Source organism: Yersinia sp. Marseille-Q5920 (assembly GCF_946902935.1).
Lineage (GTDB): Bacteria > Pseudomonadota > Gammaproteobacteria > Enterobacterales > Enterobacteriaceae > Yersinia > Yersinia rochesterensis.
Genome location: NZ_CAMPQA010000005.1, coordinates 161,057 through 186,237 on the forward strand (window position 1 = coordinate 161,057; position 25,181 = coordinate 186,237).

The following is a 25,181-nucleotide window of genomic DNA, read 5'->3' on the forward strand; positions in this document are numbered from 1 at the left end:
CCTTGAAATAACATGAGTGGAGTAATGCTTATCGACGAGGGGGATATTAACCTTTAACTTCTAAGGGCGGTTTTACACAATATTATCACTTGGCGTTTTTTTTGAGCGCTTATGTGTGGCTAAACCACCAAGCGCAATTCAGGCCAATGTTGTTGCCAACCTTTGCTATTGACCCGCTGATAGTAAGTATCGATTTCACCATTTTTGCTGTTCAGCGTAATAGTTTTACTAAACAAAGCAGCCAAACCGAACGGGGTGACCAGCTCAATATCGCCATTCTCTTTAAGGCTGGCACCAATGGCTGTTTCCACTTCAACCCAATAGCTGATGGCATCTTCAGTGCTGATGTAAGGTTGGCGTCCACTGCGCAGGTGCATTCTGGCCTGATTTTTGACTGACCACGGGAATGATTGATGCCGGGCTGATGTTGAGTGATTAAGTTGATCTTCAAGCTGTGAATCATGCTGCTCGCGGGTGTTTTGCTCATCGAAATAGACTAAATCGATATCATTAAGTGGGGTAGAGGAAGGGTATCCATGCAGCTTATCCCACACCAGATTACGGACAAATCCTGCGGCCAAGCACCACTGGTTTAACCGAAGTTCACGGGCAAAAGATAAAGCTTGCATCCGATAGGGGTCGGCACGTAACCATTCAATGATTTGCTGTCGTTGGTTCATCGGCTACTTCCTCTGTAATCAATGTATTTGAAGAAAAAACAGATTTGAAGAAAAACAGAATAACAGTGCGGAATGATAAATTAGAGAATAACGGGAGCAAAGCTTAAAAGGCAAAAAACCGGCCATAGGCCGGTCTTTTAAAGAGTGGTGGAGCTAGACGGGATCGAACCGTCGACCTCTTGCATGCCATGCAAGCGCTCTCCCAGCTGAGCTATAGCCCCACAAATGTGGTTGTTCGTATTGAATTATATGCCATCCACTTATCGAGTTTGAAAACTTTACCAAACAAGAAATTTGGTGGAGCTAGACGGGATCGAACCGTCGACCTCTTGCATGCCATGCAAGCGCTCTCCCAGCTGAGCTATAGCCCCAATGCGCACATAATAAATTGTGTGAACGGGGCGCATGATATGAAACCCCTGAAACAGTGTCAACGGCTAATTCTATTTCTTAGGTTAAGCGCTGAAAAAGCCGCCAAATCAGTGAGAAAACAGCATAAAAAAGGCGACTTTAGTCAGCCGCCTAATAAATGAGTTAGAATTTATTGCTGCGCTTCACGCTCACTGATAAAAGCCAGAGCTTTATCAATACGTGCTAGCGAGCGCGCCTGCCCGATGGCATGAACAGTGACATCCATACCCGGTGATTGGCCTGCGCCAGTGACAGCAACACGCAGCGGCATGCCAACTTTGCCCATACCTACACCTAGCTCATCAGCGGTGCCCTGAATGGCATTGTGAACGTTTTCAGTCGTCCATTCGGTGATAGCAGCCAGTTTGGCTTTAACTGCCTCCAGGGGCTGACGGGCCACAGGGCGCAAATGTTTTTTCGCCGCGTCTGCATCGAACTCATCAAACTCTTCATAGAAATAGTGGCAAGATTCGGCCATTTCTTTTAATGTCTTACAGCGCTCACCTAATAACTTAACTATCTCGGCCAACTCAGGGCCATTGCGAGTATCAATACCCAACTGCTCAACCTGCCATGACAAGTGAACTGCAACCTGTTCTGGCGGCAAGCTATTGATATAGTGATGATTCAGCCATTGTAGTTTTTCAGTATTGAAGGCACTGGCAGATTTGCTGACCGCATCCAGTGTGAATAGCTCGGTCATCTCAGCAACAGAAAATATTTCCTGATCACCATGAGACCAGCCCAGGCGGACCAGGTAGTTCAACAGCGCTTCTGGCAGATAGCCGTCATCGCGGTATTGCATCACACCGACCGCGCCATGGCGCTTAGACAGTTTTTTGCCGTCATCACCCAAAATCATTGAAACGTGGGCATATTCAGGAACCGGCGCGCCCAGCGCTTTCAAGATATTAATCTGGCGCGGGGTATTATTGATATGGTCTTCACCACGGATAACATGGGTGATTTCCATATCCCAGTCATCAACCACCACGCAGAAGTTATAAGTCGGCGAACCATCGGTACGGCGGATAATTAGATCATCCAGCTCTTGGTTGCTGAATTCGATTGGGCCACGGATTTTATCATCGAAAATAACCGAGCCTTCCTGTGGGTTACGAAAACGCACGACAGAAGGTTCATCAGCACCATGGGTACACTGGCTATCGCGGCAGCGGCCATCGTAGCGGGGTTTTTCACCATTGGCCATTTGGGCTTCGCGCAATTCATCCAGACGCTCTCTGGAGCAATAGCATCTATAAGCAGTGCCGTTTTCCAACATTTGGTCAATGACCGCATTGTAGCGATCGAAACGTTTGGTTTGGAAATACGGGCCCTCATCCCAATCCAGATTTAGCCAGTTCATACCGTCCATAATGGCGTCGATAGCTTCCTGAGTTGAGCGCTCAAGATCAGTATCTTCAATACGCAAAACAAATTCACCACCAAAGTGGCGAGTGAACAACCAGGAATACAACGCGGTACGTGCGCCACCGACGTGAAGATAGCCGGTAGGACTGGGTGCAAAACGGGTTTTGATTTTCATTGGGTTCGATGCCTTATTACGCTACGCCGACCAGCAAAAGCTGGCTGTTGCTCGAAATTCGAAAAAGTAGGCGACATTCTACCACCCTGAGACAATTCCTCAACGATGTTACCGGTATGCCAAGGTTCATAGTGGCGATAAATATCGCATCCTGTTTAAATTTGCGGCGAACGATTGTTTTCGTTTTAAAAACCGTTGACTCACTTCGAACTATCCCTATAATGCGACTCCAACAACACGGCGGGGCGATTAGCTCAGTTGGTAGAGCATCTCCTTTACACGGAGGGGGTCATCAGTTCGAATCTGGTATCGCCCACCAAACTCGACGTGTTATAAAGTAAATGAAATACAAAGCATTAAATGAGATAGATGAGGGCGATTAGCTCAGTTGGTAGAGCATCTCCTTTACACGGAGGGGGTCATCAGTTCGAATCTGGTATCGCCCACCACTCATCTCTCATTGTTTGAAGTATCAAAGTAGTAAAAGTGGGCGATTAGCTCAGTTGGTAGAGCATCTCCTTTACACGGAGGGGGTCATCAGTTCGAATCTGGTATCGCCCACCACTTTTATACTTTCAGCATTATATAATGGGTCGTTAGCTCAGTTGGTAGAGCAGTTGACTTTTAATCAATTGGTCGCAGGTTCGAATCCCGCACGACCCACCATTATATCTAGTATCTTATTAAATCCCTCAAACTCAGAAGTTGCATACTACACGATATCGTGTGGGTGAGATCCTGCGTTCAGGTTCGAGCCGAGCGAAGCGAGACAGCAACGCTTTAGCGTTGACCCGAAGGGCGAGGCCCGCGGCCGAGTCATCCCGCACGACCCACCATTATATCTAGTATCTTATTAAATCCCTCAAACTCAGAAGTTGCATACTACACGATATCGTGTGGGTGAGATCCTGCGTTCAGGTTCGAGCCGAGCGAAGCGAGACAGCAACGCTTTAGCGTTGACCCGAAGGGCGAGGCCCGCGGCCGAGTCATCCCGCACGACCCACCATTATATCCAGTACCTTAGTAACCCCCCCAAAACTTCCAAATAGCTATTTCCCCCATTTCTTTTTACCGACTTATATCTTTAGCTTTTTAACCTGCCAATAAGCATCATTACATCAAATAGCATGCCCTCGAATCACAGGCATAAAAAAAGGCGCCGTAGCGCCTTTTTAGAGATTATTTTCTGATACTTAGAGTACCAGGCCCGCGATAGACGCAGACAGCACACTGACCAGTGTAGAGCCGTACAGCAGCTTCAAGCCAAAACGAGAAACGACATTACCTTGGTGCTCATTCAGGCCTTTAATCGCACCGGCGACGATGCCGATGGAAGAGAAGTTAGCGAATGAAACCAGGAATACGGACAGAATACCCACACTACGTGGTGACAATTCTGATGCCACTTTCTGCAAGTCCATCATGGCCACAAATTCGTTAGAAACCAATTTGGTTGCCATTATACCGCCGACTTGCAAGGCTTCATGAGCAGGAATGCCCATTACCCAAGCAAACGGGAAGAAGACATAGCCCAAAATACCCTGGAAGCTAATACCAAACAGCAGGCTAAACAGAGCATTCATCGCAGCAATCAATGCGATAAAACCAATCAGCATTGCTGCTACGATAATGGCAACTTTGAAACCGGCCAAGATGTATTCACCCAGCATTTCAAAGAAGCTTTGACCTTCATGCAAGTTGCTCAGCTGTAACTCTTCTTCATCCTCAGCTTTATACGGGTTGATTAGCGACAACACGATAAAGGTGCTGAACATGTTAAGCACCAGCGCGGCGACCACGAATTTCGCATCCAGCATTGACATATAAGCACCGACAATTGACATCGAGACTGTCGACATTGCCGTTGCTGCCATGGTGTACATGCGTTTTTCAGACATTTTGCCTAAAATATCTTTATAGGCGATGAAGTTTTCAGATTGGCCCAGAATCAGTGAACTGACTGCGTTGAATGATTCCAGCTTACCCATGCCGTTAACTTTGGACAATAAAGTCCCAATAATACGAATAATGACGGGCAGAACTTTAATGTACTGCAGAATACCAATGAGAGCAGAAATAAAGACGATAGGACACAGCACTCTCAGGAAGAAGAATGCGAGGCCTTTATCCCCCATGTTACCGAAGACAAAATCAGTGCCGGTAGCAGCGAACCCCAGTAATTTGTCGAAAAAGCCCGCGAATCCTTTCACAAAACCTAATCCAACTTCTGAATGGAGGAAGAAGTACGCCAGCAACACTTCAATAACCAATAATTGAATAACAAACCGAATGCGGATGCTTTTGCGATCTTTGCAGATAACAAGAGCCAATATGGCCACTACGACTAAGGCCAACGCAAACTGTAGAATATGGGACATATGTGCTCCAAATTAGAGGCAGACTAGGTTTTGGTGGACATTTTATGTAACGGCTACATTAAAAACGAGATATAGACAGCAAATATAGAAATTCACTTTCATAAATGCAAACAAATTAGTGGGGTTGATCACAAAAAATAGGATGTTAATAATATGCTACAGGGATAGTGTAAATATGCTAGTTTGAACAATTGTAGTGAGCGAGCTCGGAAATTGCGATGCAGTATTTAACACAATTTTTCAGAAACCAAGAGCGCCTCCCTTACTGCACGGCAGATTACGCGGTATTAGCTATCAGAGAGATAAGTTTCACCATTCCAAATGCGCTTGATAATTATTATCATTTAGATATTATGGGTGATAAGAGAGTAGCCGTAAATTTCCAAGGGTAATACTGAATGTTGAATAGCCGTGCTGTCGATACACCCCGCCGTAACTCAAGGAGGATAAAACTCTCCCTGATGGGGCCTGCCTTTATTGCTGCCATTGCCTATATCGACCCCGGTAACTTTGCGACTAACATTCAAGCCGGAGCTACCTTTGGCTATACTCTCTTATGGGTGGTGGTGTGGGCTAATGTCATGGCGATGTTAGTCCAATTGCTGTCAGCAAAACTTGGGATCGCGACCGGTAAGAATCTGGCGGAGCATATTCGTGATCGTTTCCCACGCCCGGTAGTATGGGCTTACTGGGTGCAGGCCGAGATTATCGTGATGGCAACAGACTTGGCCGAGTTTATCGGGGCCGCTATCGGCTTCAAATTGCTGCTAGGTGTAACACTGCTACAAGGCGCGGTACTGACTGGCATCGCCACTTTCCTCATTCTTATGCTGCAAAACCGTGGGCAAAAGCCAATCGAAATGGTGATTGGTGGGCTGCTTTTGTTCGTCGCGGCATCTTATATTGTTGAACTGATTTTCTCTCAACCTGAACTGGCGGCCCTGGGGCGCGGGATGATTATTCCGAGCTTACCTAACAGTAACGCGGTGTTTTTAGCCGCCGGGGTCTTGGGGGCGACAATTATGCCGCACGTCATTTACCTGCATTCAGCATTAACACAGACGGAAAGCAAAGAATCCAAAACTGAGCGCTACGCCTCAACCAAGTTTGATGTGGCGATTGCCATGACGATTGCTGGTTTTGTGAATTTGGCCATGATGGCAACCGCTGCTGCGGCTTTCCATTTCAATGGTTATCAACATGTTGCCGAAATCGAAGAAGCCTATTTGACCTTACAACCCTTGCTGGGCAATGCTGCCGCCACAGTTTTTGGTTTGAGTTTGGTTGCCGCCGGCCTGTCATCGACAGTGGTGGGCACCATGGCTGGGCAAGTGGTGATGCAGGGGTTTGTGCACTTTTATATTCCAATGTGGCTACGCCGCGCGATCACTATGTTGCCGTCCTTTATTGTCATTATGATCGGCATGGACGCGACTAAAATACTGGTGATGAGCCAAGTTTTACTGAGCTTTGGCATTGCATTGGCGCTGGTGCCGTTATTGGTATTCACCGGCAATAAAGAATTGATGGGGGAGTTGGTTGATAACAAACTGACTCAGATTCTGGGTAAATTTGTTGTCTTGTTCGTAATCGGATTAAATGGTTATCTGCTGGCGAGTCTGCTTTAGGTTTATCAGTCAGACGGGTTAAAGATATAAACCCGTCTGAGAGACTGCACGCGAGTTAGTCGTGATGGTGATGATCACGCCCTTGGCCACGGTGATGTTTTTTGCCGCGGTTGTCATGATGCTTGTCATGTTTCCAGTAGCGCCCTTCGCGGTAATAATAGTTCTTTTTCCACCAATTTCTCTCTTGCCAGCGGTGACCATCCCAGTAATGACCATGACGATTACGCTCGCCTAAATCTCGCCCTTGATGATTTTTCCACCATTGGCGGTCGCGCCAGTCATAACCATCCCAATAATTACCATTGCGATCCTGTTCGCCAATGTGTAAAGAAATACTGGGCAGCAATTCAATGCTCTCGGCATTCGCCATGGGGATAAGAGGGAACCAGGCTAATATTGTTATCAGCAATATGGTTATCGACGGCCAAGGTTTTATCTTTCTCGGCCTCAGGATACTCAGTTTTAACATTATTGATTTAAATATGGCCGTCTTTAACATTATTTATCCTTTTTTGCCTTATAGGCTATGGCGTCATCTTAAACAGAAAGTCAGCCGTTGAGATTCGGATAAAACTGTAAAATACGGATTTAGGATTTATCTGTGGGGGTAATGAAGAGGGTACAGGGGGCATCCCCCCTGTTTAGTGATTAAAAAGAGAACGTTTACACTAAAATATCTTCAATCGCTTTTATTTCTGCGTCACTGAACTCGGTATTTGCCAACATGCCGACGGCATCATCAATTTGGCTGGTTTTACTGGCCCCAATCAGGGCTGACGTCACCCGCCCACCACGTAATACCCAAGCTAACGACATTTGCGACAGTTTCTGCCCGCGATCAAGCGCCAGTTCATTTAATTGACGAACCTTGACCAGTTTCTCTGCTGAAAGTTGCTCTGGATTCAGGAACTTACTGTCACTGGCTGCCCGAGAATCCAATGGAATTCCTGCCAGATAGCGGTCAGTTAACAAGCCGCCCGCCAGTGGCGAGAAAGCAATAGAACCGACGCCATATTCATCCAACGTATCTTGTAACTCGGCTTCAATCCAGCGCTCAAACATAGAGTATTTAGGTTGGTGAATCAGGCAGGGGGTGCCGAGCTGTGCGAGAATTTCACAGGCTTGGCGCGCTTGTGCCGCAGGGTAGTTCGACAAGCCGATATACAAGGCTTTGCCTTGGCGCACCAGTAAATCCAGTGCCGCCATGGTCTCTTCTAGCGGGGTATTAGGGTCTGGCCGGTGATGATAGAAAATATCAACATAATCCAAACCCATGCGCTGCAAACTTTGATTGATGCTCGCGACCAGATATTTTTTTGAACCCCAATCCCCATAAGGGCCGGGCCACATGGTATAGCCCGCTTTGGACGAGATAATCAGTTCATCACGGTAAGGGCGTAAGTCTTGCTGCAATATTCGGCCAAAGTTCAGCTCAGCGGATCCAGGGGGCGGGCCATAGTTATTGGCTAAATCAAAGTGGGTAATACCATGGTCAAAAGCCCGATGAATCAGATTACGGCTATTTTCATACAAGGTGCTATCGCCAAAGTTATGCCACAGGCCGAGAGAAATAGCCGGCAGCATTAATCCACTACGACCACAACGGTAATATTCCATTTCCTGATAGCGGGAGGAAGCTGCTTGGTAGACCATGATGCCCCTTATTGATGAGAGTAAACGACGCCTTAATGTATGCGTTTCCACTGTTCTCGTAAGTTGGCGAGATCACAGAGTCTGCTTTTGGTCACTGAATTTGGTCAGTTAGGATCAATGCTGCGTGGTGGATTAAATTCCATTATTTTTCTGATCAATAACCAAGGGTATGTGGTTGAATGAGCTATTTATGGGCCGCAGCAGAGCTATAACGATTGGCTTTTATCGTGGTGGTATTGCCGCAAATGGATGCGCTTGAATTATTGGTCAATATAGCCAAATCTCTTCAGGCCGGTAATACAGCGCTCTGACTTCACTGGCCGTTATTTGTCTTACCGGTCAATTGATCCAACAACCAATAACCTGCTGGCCCCGGCGGGTTTTTTTTCGACCAAACGGCGTCAATTGAGATAGTTTTAGGCCAACCAAGGGTCGATAAGGCGACCAGTTTTTTATGACTGTATTGCTCAACTAACCAGCGCGGTAAAATAGCCCAACCGAAGCCTTGCTCTGCCATTTCCAGCAACATCAAATAACTCGGCGCTGACCACATTAGCCCCTGCGACTGATTGCGCTCGGTGCGGTTATAAGTATTCAGGCGAAGTTGTCGGGTGGTGGCTAATTGTTCGGGGTGGACATGGGGTAACTGCGCCAGCGGATGGTCGGGTTTGACAAAAATTGCCATTTCCGTCTGGGCGGGTAATCGGTTAGCAGCAATGTCCGGCGGGTAATGATGCTGAACTTCCACCACGCCAATATGCGCCCGCCTAAGTTGCAGTAAGTCAATCACATCGAAATCTTCGGCAATTAAACACTCAAATTCGATATCAGGATAACGCTGTTCAAAGCGGCGCAATAAGCTTTCATGATGGGTAGGCTGATAGGTATCAGACAATACAAATGTCAGCCGGGTCTCAACCTGGGCCGCCAAACGGATGGAGAGGTTATCCAGCCGCTCACTGGCAGCTAGAATTTCCTGCACATGGGAGAGCACTCGCCGCCCATGGTCAGTCAACACCGGTAGTCGGGCTTGTCGGTCAAACAATGTTAAACCCAGATCCGCCTCCAAATTGGTGATAGCGGTGCTGATGGTCGACTGGCTTTTGCGCAGCTTGCGGGCAGCTGCTGAGAATGAGCCGAGGGCAGCGGCTTCGACAAACGCAATCAGTGCTTCGGGGGAATAATGCATAAACTATCTATTTTATCGATGGGTTCTATTTTTAATCTATCTTAAAAATCGATGATAATCACCATCGACAATCTGTTTCTGATTAATTAAGTGGGTGTTTTATGCAAGTTCATCGCAAATCTTTATTTGAGCGGATTATCCATGCCGTGGGTTTTGAGGTCATTGCCGTTGCTATTTGTGCGCCAGTCGGGGCATGGTTACTCGATCGCTCCATATTACAAATGGGCACATTGGCCATTCTTCTTTCTTCAGTGGCGATGCTGTGGAATATTATTTACAACAGCTTGTTTGACACCTTCTGGCCGGTTAGTCGTGTCGCCAAGACCCTACGTGTGCGGGCACTCCATGCATTGGGCTTTGAAAGTGGGTTTATCTTGATCGGCTTGCCGATTGCGGCCGGTGTATTGGGGGTTTCTCTGTTACAGGCATTTATGCTGGAGGTGGGTTTCTTCCTGTTCTTCCTGCCTTACACCCTATTTTACAACTGGGCCTATGACAGTTTGCGGGGGCGAATTATTCGTTCACGGCAGCCCGTAGAACTCAAACCAGCTTCTGGCGAAGGGCGCGGTTCAAACTGATTTTGATTTATCCCCCATTGTTTTTTACCGTCAGCAGTAACAATTAGCCGCTGCTGAAACGTTTTTATGTGATCTTTATCCCAAAGCGAAACGGTTTCCAGTATTGAGATTGTTGTTTCTCCAGCCTGATTTTACAGTGAGCATAATTGAAGTTAAGAATATCTGTAACGGAGAAGTTTCTGATGACGAGCTATGCCCTGGTGGGTGATGTTGGCGGCACGAATGCCCGTTTGGCGCTTTGCGCTGTGGCGACGGGCGAAATATCACAAGCAAAAACATATTCAGGTTTAGATTACGACAGTCTGGAAGCTGTCATTACACAATATTTATCAGAGCATAAGGTCACTGTAGAGCATGGTTGTATCGCCATTGCTTGCCCGATTACTGGCGATTGGGTAGCCATGACCAATCACACGTGGGCATTCTCTATCGCCACAATGCAGCAAAATCTGGGGTTAAAGTACTTAGAAATCATCAATGATTTCACCGCGGTATCAATGGCGATCCCAATGCTGTCACCGCAGGATGTATTGCAATTTGGCGGCACATCGCCACAGCCGGGCAAACCGGTTGCGGTCTATGGTGCGGGGACGGGATTGGGGGTGGCGCATTTAGTTAATGTGGATAGTCGCTGGATAAGCTTGCCGGGTGAGGGCGGGCATGTGGATTTTGCGCCCAATAGTGAAGAAGAAGACCGGATTTTGGCGGTATTGCGTCAGGAACTGGGCCACGTTTCCGCCGAGCGGGTGCTTTCTGGGCCGGGGCTGGTCAATCTATATCGGGCAATTGTGATTTCTGATGGCCGCCAGCCCGAGAATCTGGCCCCGAAAGATGTGACTGAACGCGCTCTGGCTAACAGTTGCACAGACTGTCGCCGCGCATTATCCCTATTTTGCGTGATTATGGGGCGCTTTGGCGGCAATCTGGCCTTAAATCTCAGCACCTTTGGCGGTGTCTATATTGCTGGCGGTATTGTGCCGCGCTTTATGGAGTTCTTCAAAGCTTCCGGTTTTCGCGGTGCTTTTGAAGATAAAGGCCGTTTCAAAGATTTCTTGCAGGATATTCCGGTCTATATGATTACTCATCAGCAACCCGGTTTGCTGGGGGCGGGGGCTTATTTGCGTCAGAAATTAGGGTATACCCTTCATCCTTGATGCCGTATTTATTACTTTCTGCTTCGACTGCCGACAAAGTCAAATGAAGGAGAAACGTGCCGCTAGGGTCGTAACGGCGTAAGCCGTCGAAGTGCCCCTAGGTGCGGTCGACCCTTCACTCACTCAGTTATCAACAGTTTTGTTATTAACCTCAGCAGAGCCAAGGCTCTGCTTTTTTACGGCGGAGAATGATTACGCGTGACTGCTAGCAGTGACCGCAGTTGGGGCTGTTGAGATATTTTTTGTCTCGGCAGTCGCCCCTTTTGGCGGCTTGATAATCAGGGTTAACAGCAAGGAAACCACAGACATCACCGCAATGACGATAAAGGTCGCGTGATACCCGCCCAGACGTGCCGCAATAAATGATCCTGCCAGTGCGCCTAAACCAAACCCTTGATAGATAATCCCGTAATTCTTGCTGTGATTTTTTAAACCGAAGAAGTCGCCGACAATCGCTGGGAATACCGTGATATTGCCACCAAAACAGAAAGCAATGGCACCAACACACAAGAAGAACAGGGCGTGAGTCAGCGGGACAAAACTTAATACGGATACTGCCAAGGTGGTCACCAGCAAGGTAAAACTGATAACCCGCAGGCGGCCAACTTTATCGGATAGCGCCCCCAGAATAATACGCCCGGCGGTGTTAAAAATGGCGATGGCGGACACGGTATTGGCTGCGGTGGCTAAATCCATTCCTGCCAGTTGCACGCCTAAATCTTTCACGATACCAATCAGATATAAACCACTCATACAGGCGGTGAAGAAAATGACAAACAGGAAGTAAGATTCTTTGACCGCCAGCATCTCTTTAACACTGAAATCACGGCCAGTATGGGCAGATTGTAAGCTAGCGGCTTGTGGCGCGACGATTTTTTCCCGCAACAAGAAAGAACCGGCCCCAACCAAGACCATCACGATAATGCCCCAGTAGAAGAAAGCCAACGAAACACCTTGGTTAGCAATTAAACTGGCATTCACGTATTTGAACAACAGGCTGCCGGTGCCAAATGCACCCACAGAAATACCTGAAATCAACCCCTTACGTTCTGGGAACCATTTAATCAGATTCGATAGAGTGGTGATGTAGGCGGTGCCATCAGCAAAGCCCACTACAATACCCGCCAGCAGATAAATCATCCCGAGCGAAGTGGCAAAAGAGCTGGCAATCAACCCCAAACCGAGGATGATGCCGGAAATCAGTGTCAGTTTACGGATACCAATGCGCTCTTGCAGGCGGCCCGCAAATAATGTGGCGATAGCCAGAGAGAAACTGGTGATAGAGAAAGTGGTCGCCACCGCGCCCAGTGACCAACTGAATTTTTCTCCCAGTGGCTGATTAAATAAGCTCCAAGTATAGATAGTGCCTAACCCCATCTGAACGATGATGGTACCAACAACAATTAGCCAACGATTTACCGGTTTACTGCTCATGCCGGACTCCTTAGACATTAATGCATACGGCCCGAATATGGCTATTACTGACGTGATAGTGGTCAGTAATGGCGTCGGAGCCTAAGAATTACGCGCTGATGGAGCACCGGAAATCTGGTATTGCGGTGTTATCAGCCCGCCGAATGAAACCAGTATACGGGCGGGCTAATAACTATAGATCGAAAGGGGAATGAGCTGCATTCAGAGAGGAATGAAATGCATTTAAAGGCGCATCAGTTGCCTAAATTCCTTTATCTTGCTGCGGCTAACGGGGACTTCAAAGTCCAACTCACTGAGTCGCAGGATATAAGTGTTATTAAACCAGGGCACAATTTCGCGGATTTTGGCTAAATTTACACAATAAGAGCGGTGACAGCGGAAAAAGTGCTCTTCAGGCAGGCGACTGCAAAACTCAGTGATATTCATCGGCATAATGAATTCTGCGCGCCGCGTGTAAACTAAAGTGACCTTTTCCTGCGCCGCTGCATAATAAATATCATTGATATCCGTGACGATGATGCGCTCATCTTTCATCAGATTGATGGTATGGGCTGCCGGGCGGTGACTGGGGCTGTTGTTTTGCTCTTTATTTTGGTGATCACGCTTATGCAGCGCTTCCAATTTTTGCAGCATAGTGACAATGCGTGATTCGTGATAAGGCTTTAAAATATAGTCAAAAGCTTCAATTTCAAAGGCTTCTACCGCATGCTCTTTATAAGCCGTAATAAAGATAATATAGGGTTTATGGGCAAATTTGCTGATATTTTGCGCTAGCAAAACCCCATCTAATGATGGAATGTTAATGTCGAGGAAAATGGCGTCAACCTGATGATTTTGCAGGTATTTAAGTACGTCCAGCCCATCTTCAAAGGTGGCTTCGATGGTGATATTACTGTGCTGGCGGATAAGATAACTTAATTCTTCCTGAGCCAGAAACTCATCTTCGACAATAATTGCTTTCACGGGTTAAACTCCGGCTGAAATACTGGGTTCTGCATGGACTTTGCCACCATTCTTGCTGATATAAAAAGAAATCTCGGTGCCCGGTTCCATTCTGCGTATCTGCAAACCCTCGCCATAGAGTAATTTCACTCGATGATGGACATTCAGTAAACCAATTTTATTGCCTGGCATTTCATTATTAGTCACGCGCGCAATGGTCTCCTGATTAATTCCATTGCCAGTGTCTTTCACTGAAATTTTTATCTGGTCGCCGCTGTCTTTAACTGCGATCACCACCACACCTTTACCGCGGCACGGCTGAATACCATGCACGATAGCATTCTCCACCAACGGCTGGATCAACAAGCTGGGGATCTTTAGCGCAATATCATCGTCAATATCATAAATGACAGTCAACTTGCTGCCAAAACGCGCCTGTTCGATGGCGATATAGTCTTGAATTTGATGCAGTTCTTTACGGATATCAATTTGTTCATCATTTAATTCAAGGTTATAGCGCAAATAACGAGACAAATTAATGATCAATTGGCGCGCGGTATCTGGATTGATACGAATTGACGAGGAAATAGCATTTAAAGCATTAAATAAAAAGTGCGGATTAATCTTACTTTGCAGCGCGCGCAATTCCGCCTTATTGGCCATTTTGCGCAGGTGTTCAATACGCGAAACCTCAATCTGGGTTGAAATGATTTGCGATAATCCTACCGCCATGACTTTGAGTGAGTAAGTGATTTTGTGGGCATGGCAATAATAGATTTTCAGCGAGCCAGTGACTTCACCTTTTTCCCATAACGGGATAATAATCAGGGAATGAATTTGGGGAGTCCGGTGGACTTCATCATTATTGCGGATGGTAATTTTACCGCGCTGAATACTTTCTTTGGTGATATCACTGATTATTTCATGGCCAATATTATAGGTTTCCACCCCGACGCCGACATACGCCAAAATATGTTGAGTGTCGGTGATGGCGACTGCATCAGCCTTGATATCATTGCGAATAATTTCACAGACACTGCGCAATGATTCACCGTTGATATTGCGAAAATAGGGCAAGGTTTTATTCGCAATATCCAGCGCCAATTTTGCTTGTCGCGCAGCAATGACTTCTTTTTCATCCTCGACACTCTGCACCAGCAGCACAATTAACCCAATACAGACCGCCCCTAAAATCATCGGAATCGCGATTTTAGACACAATATCGATACCCAGTGCTGTCGGTTTGGCCCATATAACCACCAAGAGCATAGTCAGCGATTCACAAATCATACCGGCCAGAATGCCAATACTCCATTGGCGCTCTTTTTTGACTTTCAGGTTGATATAACCCGACATCAAGCCCGCAATAATACTGGTAATTAAGCAGGGTACCGAAGTAATACCATCAATATCAATTAAATAGCGATGGGAACCCGCGATAAGCCCGGTAATAATCCCGACCCATGGGCCAAATAAAATACCGCCGGACATGACGGCAATGACCCGCACATTCACCAGAGAACCTTCAACATTAATGCCGGAATAGGTGCCGAAAATAGCAAACAGCGAAAAGATCGCGGTGACGGCGGCTAATTCCAGCGGCGTATGTTTCTCTTTTTGTAGTAACTGACGAAATAGGCGGGTGCGGGTCAGGAAGAACAAGCAAATTAACATCAGTGCGGCGCGATCAAATACCGCCAGTAGCATTTCAAATATCTGGTGCACACTATTTTCTCTTGGCAACATTTTCTGTTAGCAACATTTACTGTTGGCAACAACCGGGGGATCTTGGGTTCTAACTATCAGATCTTGAGGCGGGTAAGCGGCTAACTATAAGGAAAATAGTGGTCGACTGCTACTTTATCCGTGCTATTGAGCCGAATAGCCGGGGAAGGCTGCCGGAGGAATAAACTCCGGCAGAGTATCAAGCGGAATACGGCTACTTTGTCATCCCCAGTTGTTGTCGGCCAATATCTGTCAAATTATCGACTGTAGCCCGGCCGGTGAAATCGACTTCGAAATCATCGGCAGCAAAGTCTGGCGGTGAACGGCCATCTATAAAACTGGCTAACTGGCGCGGTAAGTAGGCAGCATTTTTTTCACATCCTGGGGCAGCGGCGATATACATCACATTGCTGTCAAACTCGCCGTGATGTTCGTTTTCCACTGAATGAATGACATCGCAGTGCCAAAATACAGTGTCACCGGCTTCCAGATCTGGAATAGGGGAAATAGCTTCCATTAAAAGAGGATGCCACTGTTCAGAGGCCGATAAAGCACGGCCCGGTGCCGCACCACACAAGTCATCATCGGCGACATCGTCTTGCAAAGCACGTAACAGGATGTAGGCCATGGCATTGGCAATCGGGATCACATTTAGCGTCCCGGCATGGGTGCGCTGTGGTGTCAGCGCCGTCCACCCTTGGAATGTTCGGAACATAGAGCACACCGCCGGTGACGGAAACTCTCGCACTTCCGGGCGGCCTTCAGCTGCGAAAGGATCGTATTGTTGCCATTCACCGGAAAACACGTGGCGATAAACATGACGGAAATTTTCATCTAACCAGCGCTCAATTGAGCCACCATCTACATGAGGCGATAGGCCCAAAGATGAGGATTTTGGCGGGCGGCGGCGGGTGCGGTCAGCATAGGTCACGACCTGATTAGCATCAAAGTGTTGCTTGCCATTGCTTTTGGTTTGCCACAGATTATTTAAGAATATCTGCACTGCATTCATGCGCGGATCTTGGCGGGCTTCGACTTGCGGTGTTGACCAGTAAATGCCGTAAATTTGGGGTTTGCTGGCCGCCAGCGTGCCAAAGTAGTTATCTTCCGCAGCATTTTTCAGGCGCTCGACAAAATTATTACGATCCAGATAATTGCCGATCTCACGGTTCCATGCTGCGGCTTTCTCTGTCGGGAACACCCCGAGAATGGCGCAGCAGCCCCGTTTTTTGATTTGTGCTTTCTGTTCGTCGGTGACTTTGCCATTGATAATATCATCGGCATGAATGCGAGGGACCGGATTCTCGCCTTGAGCCAGACTACGGCGGATCTCAGTCACTTGTTGGCGGATATTCTCTTCTACGGCGTGGAAAACCTGCCGATAATTGGGGAGCGCTTGGCGCAATTGTTGCTTCACCGCTTTGATGGCTGCGGGAATATCGTCGATTTGTAATGAAGCCATGATGTTGACTCTCCAATAGCTGTAGGTTGAGGTCGCGGTAAGAAGTTTGCGTTTTACTGAGCATTTGTTTATTTTTTGTTATCTTGAGGTGACATTATTTAAGTAAAATAGAGAAGAATAAAGGGATGAGGTTTTGGCAAAATTTCCTCTTTAATTTTTACCGTTCTTTTTACGATTAACATCTTAAAATTAAAGGAAAAAAAGTGCCTGTGATCCCGATGTTTAGCCACTCCCCCATTTCTTTGCGGACGCCAAGGTTGGTTCTGGATAGCCTTAATGAACAAGATTGGCCGCTATTTTTGCAGCTACATCAAGACCCGGACGTCCAGCACTATATTGCGGACCCGCTGGAAATGGCCGAAATACGCGCCCGTTTTGAGTCACGTGTAATGCCGTGGGAGAAAACCTCCAACCACTGGTTATGTTTGGTTATCCGCGAAAAAGAAAGTGGGCAGGCGATGGGGCTGACGGGTTTTTTGGCGGAATGGTTGCCGCTCCAGCAAGCCGAGGTGGGTTATGCCATCTTGCCCTCTTATCACGGTAAAGGTTTTGCGAAAGAGTCACTGATGGCGGTGCTGGCATTTGGCTTCCAACAATGCCAATTCCATAAGATGAAAGCCACAGTCACCGTGGGAAATCATGCTTCGCGGCGAACGCTGGAGAGTTGTGGTTTCCAATTGGAAGGCACTTTGCGTGATAATTTTCAGCTTGATGGACAGTGGTGTGATGATTGGGTATTGGGGTTATTAGCCGGTGAATGTCCGCCATCGCGCTGAACTCCGATGAGTTGGAAATTTGTTATCAGCCTATCGACAGCTATCAAGCGCTAGGATATGTTTCATGTTAGACCATTTGATGGTCAGCGTCGCTCGGACGGTCCGGGCGCTCACGTATCTTCGAGGAAATTATGGCTGAATCCCCTTCCAAACGTCGTTTTGCCCGTATTGATCGTCTTCCCCCTTATGTTTTCAATATCACTGCTGAGTTGAAAATGGCGGCGCGTCGCCGTGGTGAGGACATCATTGATTTTAGTATGGGTAATCCGGATGGCCCGACGCCGCCGCATATTGTTGAGAAAATGTGCAGCGTCGCGCAGCGTGAAGATACCCACGGCTATTCAACCTCGCGCGGGATACCTCGCTTGCGCAGGGCGATTTCTCGCTGGTATGCGGATCGTTATCAGGTGGATATTGACCCTGAAAGTGAAGCCATTGTCACCATCGGCTCGAAAGAGGGGCTGGCACATTTGATGCTGGCCACATTGGATCACGGTGATACCGTGTTGGTGCCCAATCCCAGCTATCCCATTCATATTTATGGTGCGGTGATTGCGGGTGCACAAGTCCGTTCGGTGCCGCTGACTGAAGGTATTGATTTCTTTGGTGAACTGGAACGCGCCATTCGTGAAACCATTCCAAAACCGAAAATGATGATCCTTGGTTTCCCGTCTAACCCAACGGCGCAATGTGTGGAGCTGGACTTTTTTGAGCGCGTAGTGGCGTTGGCAAAGCAATATGATGTGCTGGTGGTGCATGATTTGGCCTATGCCGACATTGTATATGATGGCTGGAAAGCGCCATCAATCATGCAAGTGCCGGGGGCGAAAGACATTGCGGTCGAATTCTTTACCTTATCTAAAAGTTACAATATGGCGGGTTGGCGCATTGGTTTTATGGTCGGTAACCCCGAACTGGTCAATGCATTGGCGCGAATTAAGAGCTATCACGATTACGGCACCTTTACCCCATTGCAGGTAGCAGCCATTGCTGCGCTGGAAGGGGATCAACAGTGCGTGCGTGATATCGCCGAACAATACCGCCAGCGCCGTAACGCCTTGGTTCGTGGGTTGCACGAAGCGGGTTGGATGGTCGAGAATCCAAAAGCATCAATGTATGTTTGGGCGAAAATTCCCGAACCTTATGCTCATTTAGGATCGCTGGAATTCGCCAAGCGCTTGCTATCTGATGCAAAAGTCTGTGTCTCGCCGGGGATTGGATTCGGAGATTATGGTGATACCCATGTCCGTTTCGCTCTGATTGAGAATCAGGACAGGATCCGCCAGGCGGTGCGCGGGATTAAAAGTATGTTCCGTGCTGATGGTTTGCTGAAACCGGGGAAATCCACTCCGGGGGAAACGGTTTAATCCGTTAGCGATTTTTAGCGGCGTATACACTTATTCTGGCTGGTGGCTTAGACCTTCAGTCAGAATAAAAACACTTTTTCACTCTATTACCCATCCATTCTTCATGTTCTCTTCATCTGTTTACACCATGCTTATGATTAATTGAGTTATTTCAGTGGAGTGTGCGGCTATGAGAAATCGCTATTCATTACCTCAGATAACCTTACATTGGCTAACGTTATTGATGATCATTTTGACCTATGCGGCGATGCTACTCAGTGACTCGGTACCTGATGAAGATAGAACCTTGGTGAAAAACCTGCATTTCAATTTTGGTATTTCTGTCTGGTTACTCATGCTGGTGCGGCTCTGGCTGCGGCATCAAAATGTGACACCGGCGATCACGCCCAAATTACCGGATTGGCAGCTATTAGGGGCGCATATTTTACATTGGTGCCTGTATTTGATGTTTTTATCATTGCCAATATTGGGGGTTTTGGCGCAGGCCTATGGAGGAAAAACGTGGTTCTTGCTCGGTTGGCAAGTTCCACAGTGGGTAACACCCAATGATGATGCGCGGGTGTATCTCAAGCAAACCCATGAGTTAATTGCTAATTTAGGATACTTTGTGATTGGGGCGCATGCGTTGGCGGCACTTTATCATCATTATATCCGCCGTGATGATACTTTGCGTAGAATGATGCCGGGGGAATGATGTGAACCCTAAAGTGATAAAGGGCGCAAATGCGTCCTTTATACGATGTCAGGTAGTGAATATCTCAGCCGATGATTATTCGACCATCATCATGAAAGTGCCAACCCAAACCACCAACATAATTGAGATACCCATAAAGAAATACTTCATTGACCACTCCTCCTTGGAGCCACCTCGCCAGACTGAGTCACTCAGCCACTTCTGCGAGTCAATGGCGCTAATGTAATCCCAATAGAGAGCGATTTTCAATACTGTAACTTCATGCATCAGATCACATTTTTGTACAAAAACAGTAATGAATGTTAGTCAATGTATTGAAGTGTGAAGCTATTAACGTTTTTTTTAAATTATCGCCTAATAACAATTTGTTACTCTCTTGACTCAAATTTAAGCGATAACGGGAGCGTCAGCGTTATTTTTAGATTTTTCTTACTGCCACATCCGATTCAAAGCCCAGTAAATAAAGGGCTTGTTCCAGAGCTTCAACCTTCGAGGCGTAATACACATCCAGCAGGCGATCCATCTGAGCAGCATTTAGGCTCAGTTTGCGCGCCATATCGGCTTTGCGGGTTTGGGTGGTGAGCATAGCATTGTGCAATTCTGCTTTCAGGCGCACTAAAATAGGCACGTGAATAGCAATATCACCCGATTGCAACGCTGACGGGGCAGGGACAGGGCGCTGTTCTTCTATTTGTGTGGCAATGCCATTTTTAATACCGTCTTGAGCTTCTAACTCTATGTCGTCGACCGAGTAAGTCACTGAACCTGATTCTGGAAAGTCGCGATAATGAATATGATATTCGCCGCTGACTTCATCATGGGTATAGCTGGCTGGGTAATGTTGCACGGTGTAGCTCCTGTGGGAACAAGGTACTTCAAGATGCGGACATTGTACTGGCATCAGCAATGCGGGGTTACTTATTTAGTGCATTCATCCAAATGAGGTGTATTTAGCGCGAGTTCAGGGCAAGCATTTTTTCAGGATACGAGCGTAATGAATGCCTAAAAATACAGATGGAAACTTATAATCAATTGGGCTAATAGAAGCTAAAATAATAAGTGATGAAACAAACTGTTTTTAAATAAAAATATGTTTTACTTATTAAGCTAACTCTCCCTGTAAGTCATTTTTTTAAATATTTTTAAACGCATTTCGTTTCTGCTACTATTCTTCGCGGATAAAAATGCCTTAAAATCAAAATAAATTAACTATACCTTTGTTTTTATGGTATTTTTATTGGTTTTTCCTCTCTGGGAATACTGTTTGTTTTAAATGAAGTTAACGGTATGTTATTTATTCCTCCCAGCTATGCTTCTAATCTTTTTTTGAGAATATTTAATTTATGATGAAAAAAACACTTTGGGCTGTCGCCCTAATCACGACCACTTTATTGAGTGGATGCGCGACAGAATCCTCTCGTTCGTTGGAAGTGGCAAAAGTTGCCTCTTATGGCACGCAATATAATGGCCCTCGCAGCCCTATTTCAGTGGGTAAATTTGACAATCGTTCAAGCTATATGAACGGAATTTTCTCTGATGGTGTGGATCGCTTGGGAAATCAGTCAAAAACTATTTTGGTGACGCACTTGCAACAAACTGGCCGCTTTAATGTATTAGAGCGTACCAATATGGAAGAGTTGAAAAACGAAGCCGCCATTTCTGGGAAAAGCCAGCAGTTGAAAGGGGCAACCTATGTTGTCACCGGCGATGTGACTGAGTTTGGCCGCAAAGAAACGGGTGACCGCCAACTATTTGGTATTTTAGGTCGTGGTAAATCTCAGGTGGCTTATGCCAAAGTGAATCTGAATATTGTTAATGTTAATACCTCAGAAGTGGTGTTCTCTTCACAGGGCGCGGGTGAGTATGAACTGTCTAACCGTGAAATTATTGGTTTTGGCGGCACGGCAAGTTACGACTCAACCTTGAATGGCAAAGTATTGGATTTAGCCATTCGGGAAGCGGTTAATAATTTAGTCACTGGCATTGAATCAGGGGCATGGCAGCCTGCGAAATAAATCTTAATAATGAGTATGGATACTGCAAAATGAAATTGACACAAAAGATGTCTTTGCTATTAGCCGCCGCTGTACTGGCAGGCTGTGCCACGGCACCGAAACCGATTTATCACTGGGATAATTACCAAGCGACGGTTTATCAATACTATAAATCCGATGCCAGCCCTGAGCAGCAAATTGCTGCCTTAAAAGAGAGTATTGAAAAGTCACGCGCTAAAGGTTTGCCAGTCCCCCCTGGTTTACATGCACATCTGGGCATGCTGTATGGCAATACTGGGCATACAGACTTGGCGATGGCTGAATTTAACACGGAGAAGTCGACATTCCCTGAGTCTGCGCCGTTTATGGATTTCTTAATGAGCAAGGATAAAGGGGCATTTAAATGAAATCTATTTTTGCGATATGTGCTGTCATGATGGCGCTGTTATTGACCGGTTGCGCCAAGCCAGTACATCAGGACTATTCTGCGTTTAAGCAAAGCAAACCGCGGAGTATTTTGGTGCTACTGCCACAAAACCAGTCACCTGAAGTAGAAGCCAGCCATGGCGTGTTGTCTCAGGTTACTTACCCGTTATCTGAAGCAGGTTACTATGTGTTGCCCGTCGCCGTCGTTGAAGAGACCTTTAAACAAAATGGCATGACCAATGCGGGCGATATCAATGCAGTCAGCCCTGCTAAGCTCCACAAAATCTTTGGTGCTGATGCGGTGCTGTACATAACCATCGTCCAATATGGCACTTCATATCAGATAATTACCAGTGACACCCGTGTAACGGCGAATGCAAAATTGGTTGATTTAAAAACGGGTAAATTGCTGTGGAGTGGCAGTGCTACTGCATCCAGTAATGAAGGGGACAGCTCCTCTGGTGGCGTTATTGGTATGTTGGTTCAGGCGGCGGTCTCTCAGATTGTCAATACCATGACTGACAAAAGCCATGATATTGCCGGTATAACCAGCGTCAGAATGCTTTCGGCTGGAACGCCAAATGGTATTTTGTATGGCCCGCGCTCCCCGCAATACGGTAAAGATGGCAATTAAGTATTTTTAGCCCCATGCCCCTGAAGTTATCGGGGGCATTTGTTGGTTTCCCAATAGCATCCAATTTAATCCCTTATTCTCTAGCTTGTTAATGCCATCTCCAGTGCCATTGCCGGGCACTTAACCACACATTCACCGCAGCCATCGCACAGTTCATCAACTAAAATTGGAGGCTGGTTGATCCGCCAGACTAGCGCTTGTTTTTCACAATAATCGGCGCAACTGTCACAATAGATATAAGTATTCTGGCAGGGATTTTTTATTACCGGATGAGGGTGACTTGCCGGTGATGAGTCGCTAGCCGCCCCTTTTAATAAGCCACGAAATAGCCCCCGGCGGCTAATAACCCGACTTTCCATATAGGCTTTATAGTAGCGTTCGTCTCTATTCATCGATTTTTTTTATCACCGATATAGCTCATAGGGATGGGGGAATAAACCCAATTTCAGTTGCAGGGTTTTTAGGTAACACTCGGTAATCTCAGCTAAAAGCGGATAAACCTGATGCTCGAGCTGTGCATTTTTGACCAGCTCAAGATAGCGGTAGGCCCAGGGTAGCAGGTGCTCGGTGAGCAGCATTATTGCCGCGTCAGTTGGCTGTTGCTGAGTTAAATGTGGCTGTTCAATGAGATGCACCAAAGCCAAAAGCATTAACCCAAACTGGTCTTCCGGCTCATGAATAGCACTCTGACTTGCCAGCCCTAATGTTGATAGAAATTCACGATATTGCAGGGTGCTGGTGCCCATCAGAATATTTTCTTTATCCAGATAAACTGACCCCCACGGCGGCGCGGGCATTTCACCTTGCCCCTCAAACAGCACTGAGAAGTCATATTCCAATTGTTCTGGTGAAATATCAGGTATCTGTTGGCAGCAGCGGGCAATGTTGGCCGGGTGGGGCCATGGGAAAAGATCTTTTATTTGTGGCAGCAATGGCCAGAGACGCCGCACTGTATCGGACTGCGGGGGATAGTAAAAACATGCGCCGAGAATGCGTGGTAAGGTGGTGTTTAATAACGTCAAAATCTTCTCTCTCCTGGCCCGGTCACTTTCGTCTTGAGTAGCCGCAGGGGAAGGCGGCTACTCGGTTATTAAGAAAAATCAGTGAGTTGAATTACATCGGGACTTGCCAGAGATTATAGAAAGCAATGCGCCCAGCCAATTCACCGATGACTAGCGCTGAAGCACTCACCGCCAGTGTCGTGCGGGGAATTCGGTCTTTCAGTAATGCAGCTGCGGCCACGAAAATACCCAATGTGAGCAGCAGGATTTGCACTCCCCAAAATACAGATTGTTGGCTGCTTAGATCCACAGAACTGTGCCCCAAGAAACTTAAATAGCCGGGTTTATTCACCAATGTCACGATAGCGCCGACTAACAATGCCGTGGCACCCAACTGGCGTGCGCCAGTGAGGATGGCGAAAGCGCCGCCGCCGACCAATACGGTCATCCATAGCTGCAATGAGGTGTATGAGGTATCCCAGTTAGGCACTGTGGTCAATTGATAAACTTGAGTGATTGACCACGCAAAGGCTAAGCCAAAAATCACTGTCGCCACATTACACAGCATTGCCAGCATGGTATTCTTCACCATGACGGAGAAGAAGACCGTGCCACAAGCCATCGCCACAAACAGACTGCTGAGCAGTATTTCATTGCTCATCGGGGAGCGGCCGACGCCGAGTAACATGTTCATCGCGCGTAGGGGTTGCCCAACATGCAGCGCGCCAATGACTAAGCCCACAAGCATCAAAATCAGGCCGAGAATATTAGCCTGTTTGAGCTGCTGTGCCGTGGTCAGGCCGAGTTGATGGCTTAAGAACACTAAAGCAAACAACCCAACGGCGGTTTGCTCCAGTACGGTGAAGAATACCAAAGGTAATTCGTGCATTTTATACCTCCGCCGGATTTTGGATGCGGCCTGATGTATCACCGGATGGTTTGGCATCACGATGGCTTCTGATAACCAGGTTAGGGTGTGTTAGATGGGCATGAGGCAAGGGCGCTACCGCATTTTCTTGGCCGTATTTATCACGTAATATCGTGATTTCATCGAAATCTAATGCCCGCTGCGGGCAAGATTCGACACAAACTGGCTTATGTCCTTCGGCAACTCTTTGATAGCAACCATCGCACTTGGTCATCAGTTTCTTTTTGGCATCAAATTGCGGCGCACCATAGGGGCAGCGCATCTCACAGTAACGGCAACCCACACACAAATCCTGATTCACCACTACCAAGCCGTCTTCTTCACGTTTGTGCATCGCGCCGGTCGGGCAGCCGGTGACACAAGTCGGCGACGAACAGTGATTACAGGCAATGGACAGGTAATAACTGAAGACATTTTGTACCCAAATATTGTCCTGTTGCGTCCAACTTCCTCCGCCATATTCATAAACTCGGCGTAATTTTGGCCCGAGATCCAAGTTCTTCTCATCCTTGCAGCTGATTTGGCAAGTTTTGCACCCGGTGCACTTGGTGGAGTCGACAAAAAAACCATATTGCTTCATT

Annotated in this window: 25 protein-coding genes, 6 tRNA genes and 2 other RNA genes; 15 read left to right on the forward strand and 18 right to left on the reverse strand. The window is 47.0% G+C overall.

Going from position 1 to position 25,181, the window contains the following annotated elements; all coding sequences use genetic code 11:
- Positions 1-119: 119 nt before the first annotated feature.
- The 4 genes from OVO64_RS09110 to gltX form a co-directional block, all read right to left on the reverse strand.
- A complete protein-coding gene (locus OVO64_RS09110) occupies positions 120-680 on the reverse strand; it encodes a nucleotidyltransferase family protein (RefSeq protein WP_267248724.1) in 561 nt (186 codons plus the stop codon).
- A gap of 145 nt (positions 681-825) precedes the next feature.
- Positions 826-901: transfer RNA gene (locus OVO64_RS09115), tRNA-Ala, on the reverse strand.
- 74 nt (positions 902-975) lie between these two features.
- A tRNA-Ala gene (locus OVO64_RS09120) sits at positions 976-1,051 on the reverse strand.
- 170 nt (positions 1,052-1,221) lie between these two features.
- Positions 1,222-2,637, reverse strand: a complete 1,416-nt coding sequence (gltX, locus tag OVO64_RS09125) for a glutamate--tRNA ligase (RefSeq protein WP_050291462.1) — start codon at positions 2,635-2,637, stop codon at positions 1,222-1,224.
- 243 nt (positions 2,638-2,880) lie between these two features.
- Between gltX and OVO64_RS09130 the strand changes: the two genes are divergently transcribed.
- From OVO64_RS09130 to OVO64_RS09155, 6 genes are all read left to right on the forward strand, one after another.
- A tRNA-Val gene (locus tag OVO64_RS09130) sits at positions 2,881-2,956 on the forward strand.
- 54 nt (positions 2,957-3,010) lie between these two features.
- Positions 3,011-3,086: transfer RNA gene (locus OVO64_RS09135), tRNA-Val, on the forward strand.
- 39 nt (positions 3,087-3,125) lie between these two features.
- Positions 3,126-3,201: transfer RNA gene (locus tag OVO64_RS09140), tRNA-Val, on the forward strand.
- A gap of 26 nt (positions 3,202-3,227) precedes the next feature.
- A tRNA-Lys gene (locus tag OVO64_RS09145) sits at positions 3,228-3,303 on the forward strand.
- Between the two features lie 44 nt (positions 3,304-3,347).
- Positions 3,348-3,473: non-coding RNA, RtT sRNA (locus OVO64_RS09150), on the forward strand.
- A gap of 44 nt (positions 3,474-3,517) precedes the next feature.
- Positions 3,518-3,643, forward strand: a non-coding RNA gene (locus OVO64_RS09155) — RtT sRNA.
- 187 nt (positions 3,644-3,830) lie between these two features.
- Here the strand turns inward: OVO64_RS09155 and OVO64_RS09160 are convergent.
- Positions 3,831-5,015, reverse strand: coding sequence for a NupC/NupG family nucleoside CNT transporter (locus tag OVO64_RS09160; RefSeq protein ID WP_038634955.1), 1,185 nt, complete (start codon positions 5,013-5,015; stop codon positions 3,831-3,833).
- Between the two features lie 398 nt (positions 5,016-5,413).
- On the opposite strand from OVO64_RS09160, the gene OVO64_RS09165 reads away from it, so the two are divergent.
- Positions 5,414-6,643, forward strand: coding sequence for an Nramp family divalent metal transporter (locus OVO64_RS09165; protein WP_038634952.1), 1,230 nt, complete (start codon positions 5,414-5,416; stop codon positions 6,641-6,643).
- A 55-nt stretch (positions 6,644-6,698) separates the two neighbouring features.
- Here OVO64_RS09165 and OVO64_RS09170 read toward each other — a convergent pair whose 3' ends face one another.
- The 3 genes from OVO64_RS09170 to OVO64_RS09185 all read right to left on the reverse strand — a co-directional run bounded on the left by OVO64_RS09170 (position 6,699) and on the right by OVO64_RS09185 (position 9,485).
- Positions 6,699-7,142 (reverse strand): DUF2502 domain-containing protein, encoded by a 444-nt coding sequence (locus tag OVO64_RS09170; protein ID WP_072089030.1) that lies wholly within the window; start codon positions 7,140-7,142, stop codon positions 6,699-6,701.
- A gap of 164 nt (positions 7,143-7,306) precedes the next feature.
- On the reverse strand, positions 7,307-8,296 hold the full coding sequence (locus OVO64_RS09175; RefSeq protein WP_050291460.1) for an aldo/keto reductase: 990 nt from the start codon (positions 8,294-8,296) through the stop codon (positions 7,307-7,309).
- A 313-nt stretch (positions 8,297-8,609) separates the two neighbouring features.
- Complete coding sequence (locus OVO64_RS09185) at positions 8,610-9,485, reverse strand: LysR family transcriptional regulator (protein WP_145510161.1); 876 nt, start codon at positions 9,483-9,485, stop codon at positions 8,610-8,612.
- Positions 9,486-9,586: 101 nt separating this feature from the next.
- Between OVO64_RS09185 and OVO64_RS09190 the strand changes: the two genes are divergently transcribed.
- Both OVO64_RS09190 and glk read left to right on the forward strand, forming a co-directional pair.
- Complete coding sequence (locus OVO64_RS09190) at positions 9,587-10,063, forward strand: multidrug/biocide efflux PACE transporter (RefSeq protein ID WP_145510160.1); 477 nt, start codon at positions 9,587-9,589, stop codon at positions 10,061-10,063.
- Positions 10,064-10,245: 182 nt separating this feature from the next.
- Positions 10,246-11,217, forward strand: coding sequence for a glucokinase (gene glk / locus OVO64_RS09195; protein ID WP_267248725.1), 972 nt, complete (start codon positions 10,246-10,248; stop codon positions 11,215-11,217).
- A 192-nt stretch (positions 11,218-11,409) separates the two neighbouring features.
- Here glk and OVO64_RS09200 read toward each other — a convergent pair whose 3' ends face one another.
- The 4 genes from OVO64_RS09200 to OVO64_RS09215 all read right to left on the reverse strand — a co-directional run bounded on the left by OVO64_RS09200 (position 11,410) and on the right by OVO64_RS09215 (position 16,780).
- Positions 11,410-12,651 carry an OFA family MFS transporter gene (locus OVO64_RS09200; RefSeq protein ID WP_038634930.1) on the reverse strand — a complete coding sequence of 414 codons (1,242 nt, stop codon included), beginning with the start codon at positions 12,649-12,651 and terminating at the stop codon, positions 11,410-11,412.
- A gap of 222 nt (positions 12,652-12,873) precedes the next feature.
- Positions 12,874-13,614, reverse strand: coding sequence for a LytR/AlgR family response regulator transcription factor (locus OVO64_RS09205; RefSeq protein WP_038634928.1), 741 nt, complete (start codon positions 13,612-13,614; stop codon positions 12,874-12,876).
- 3 nt (positions 13,615-13,617) lie between these two features.
- Entirely contained in the window at positions 13,618-15,318 is a 1,701-nt protein-coding gene (locus OVO64_RS09210; RefSeq protein WP_038634925.1) for a sensor histidine kinase, read from the reverse strand.
- Between the two features lie 214 nt (positions 15,319-15,532).
- The gene (locus OVO64_RS09215; protein ID WP_050291459.1) at positions 15,533-16,780 is read right to left on the reverse strand and encodes a DUF1479 domain-containing protein; all 1,248 of its coding nucleotides are present in this window, start codon (positions 16,778-16,780) and stop codon (positions 15,533-15,535) included.
- A gap of 218 nt (positions 16,781-16,998) precedes the next feature.
- Between OVO64_RS09215 and OVO64_RS09220 the strand changes: the two genes are divergently transcribed.
- The 3 genes from OVO64_RS09220 to OVO64_RS09230 all read left to right on the forward strand — a co-directional run bounded on the left by OVO64_RS09220 (position 16,999) and on the right by OVO64_RS09230 (position 19,617).
- Positions 16,999-17,556 carry a GNAT family N-acetyltransferase gene (locus OVO64_RS09220; protein ID WP_042562610.1) on the forward strand — a complete coding sequence of 186 codons (558 nt, stop codon included), beginning with the start codon at positions 16,999-17,001 and terminating at the stop codon, positions 17,554-17,556.
- A 131-nt stretch (positions 17,557-17,687) separates the two neighbouring features.
- On the forward strand, positions 17,688-18,923 hold the full coding sequence (alaC, locus tag OVO64_RS09225) for an alanine transaminase (protein ID WP_038634919.1): 1,236 nt from the start codon (positions 17,688-17,690) through the stop codon (positions 18,921-18,923).
- Between the two features lie 169 nt (positions 18,924-19,092).
- Entirely contained in the window at positions 19,093-19,617 is a 525-nt protein-coding gene (locus tag OVO64_RS09230; RefSeq protein ID WP_050291458.1) for a cytochrome b, read from the forward strand.
- A gap of 75 nt (positions 19,618-19,692) precedes the next feature.
- Here the strand turns inward: OVO64_RS09230 and ypdK are convergent, their stop codons facing one another.
- The gene (gene ypdK / locus OVO64_RS09235; protein ID WP_098057507.1) at positions 19,693-19,767 is read right to left on the reverse strand and encodes a membrane protein YpdK; all 75 of its coding nucleotides are present in this window, start codon (positions 19,765-19,767) and stop codon (positions 19,693-19,695) included.
- 268 nt (positions 19,768-20,035) lie between these two features.
- Positions 20,036-20,464 carry a hypothetical protein gene (locus OVO64_RS09240; protein ID WP_267248726.1) on the reverse strand — a complete coding sequence of 143 codons (429 nt, stop codon included), beginning with the start codon at positions 20,462-20,464 and terminating at the stop codon, positions 20,036-20,038.
- Between the two features lie 496 nt (positions 20,465-20,960).
- Here OVO64_RS09240 and OVO64_RS09245 point away from each other — a divergent pair, with 496 nt between their 5' ends.
- From OVO64_RS09245 to OVO64_RS09255, 3 genes are read left to right on the forward strand one after another with little or no spacing between them, the layout of a single operon-like run.
- Complete coding sequence (locus OVO64_RS09245; RefSeq protein ID WP_038634908.1) at positions 20,961-21,632, forward strand: CsgG/HfaB family protein; 672 nt, start codon at positions 20,961-20,963, stop codon at positions 21,630-21,632.
- A gap of 29 nt (positions 21,633-21,661) precedes the next feature.
- Complete coding sequence (locus OVO64_RS09250) at positions 21,662-22,018, forward strand: DUF4810 domain-containing protein (RefSeq protein WP_038634906.1); 357 nt, start codon at positions 21,662-21,664, stop codon at positions 22,016-22,018.
- A complete protein-coding gene (locus OVO64_RS09255) occupies positions 22,015-22,671 on the forward strand; it encodes a DUF799 domain-containing protein (protein WP_038634903.1) in 657 nt (218 codons plus the stop codon). The genes OVO64_RS09250 and OVO64_RS09255 overlap by 4 nt, the downstream gene beginning before the upstream one ends.
- Positions 22,672-22,751: 80 nt before the next feature.
- Here OVO64_RS09255 and OVO64_RS09260 read toward each other — a convergent pair whose 3' ends face one another.
- The 4 genes from OVO64_RS09260 to OVO64_RS09275 form a co-directional block, all read right to left on the reverse strand.
- The gene (locus OVO64_RS09260; protein ID WP_038634900.1) at positions 22,752-23,063 is read right to left on the reverse strand and encodes a 4Fe-4S binding protein; all 312 of its coding nucleotides are present in this window, start codon (positions 23,061-23,063) and stop codon (positions 22,752-22,754) included.
- 12 nt (positions 23,064-23,075) lie between these two features.
- The gene (locus OVO64_RS09265) at positions 23,076-23,693 is read right to left on the reverse strand and encodes a TorD/DmsD family molecular chaperone (RefSeq protein WP_038634897.1); all 618 of its coding nucleotides are present in this window, start codon (positions 23,691-23,693) and stop codon (positions 23,076-23,078) included.
- A gap of 91 nt (positions 23,694-23,784) precedes the next feature.
- The gene (locus tag OVO64_RS09270; RefSeq protein WP_267248727.1) at positions 23,785-24,561 is read right to left on the reverse strand and encodes a dimethyl sulfoxide reductase anchor subunit family protein; all 777 of its coding nucleotides are present in this window, start codon (positions 24,559-24,561) and stop codon (positions 23,785-23,787) included.
- 1 nt (position 24,562) lies between these two features.
- Positions 24,563-25,180: a DMSO/selenate family reductase complex B subunit gene (locus OVO64_RS09275; protein WP_038634891.1), complete on the reverse strand. Its 618-nt coding sequence runs from the start codon at positions 25,178-25,180 to the stop codon at positions 24,563-24,565.
- Position 25,181 lies beyond the last annotated feature (1 nt).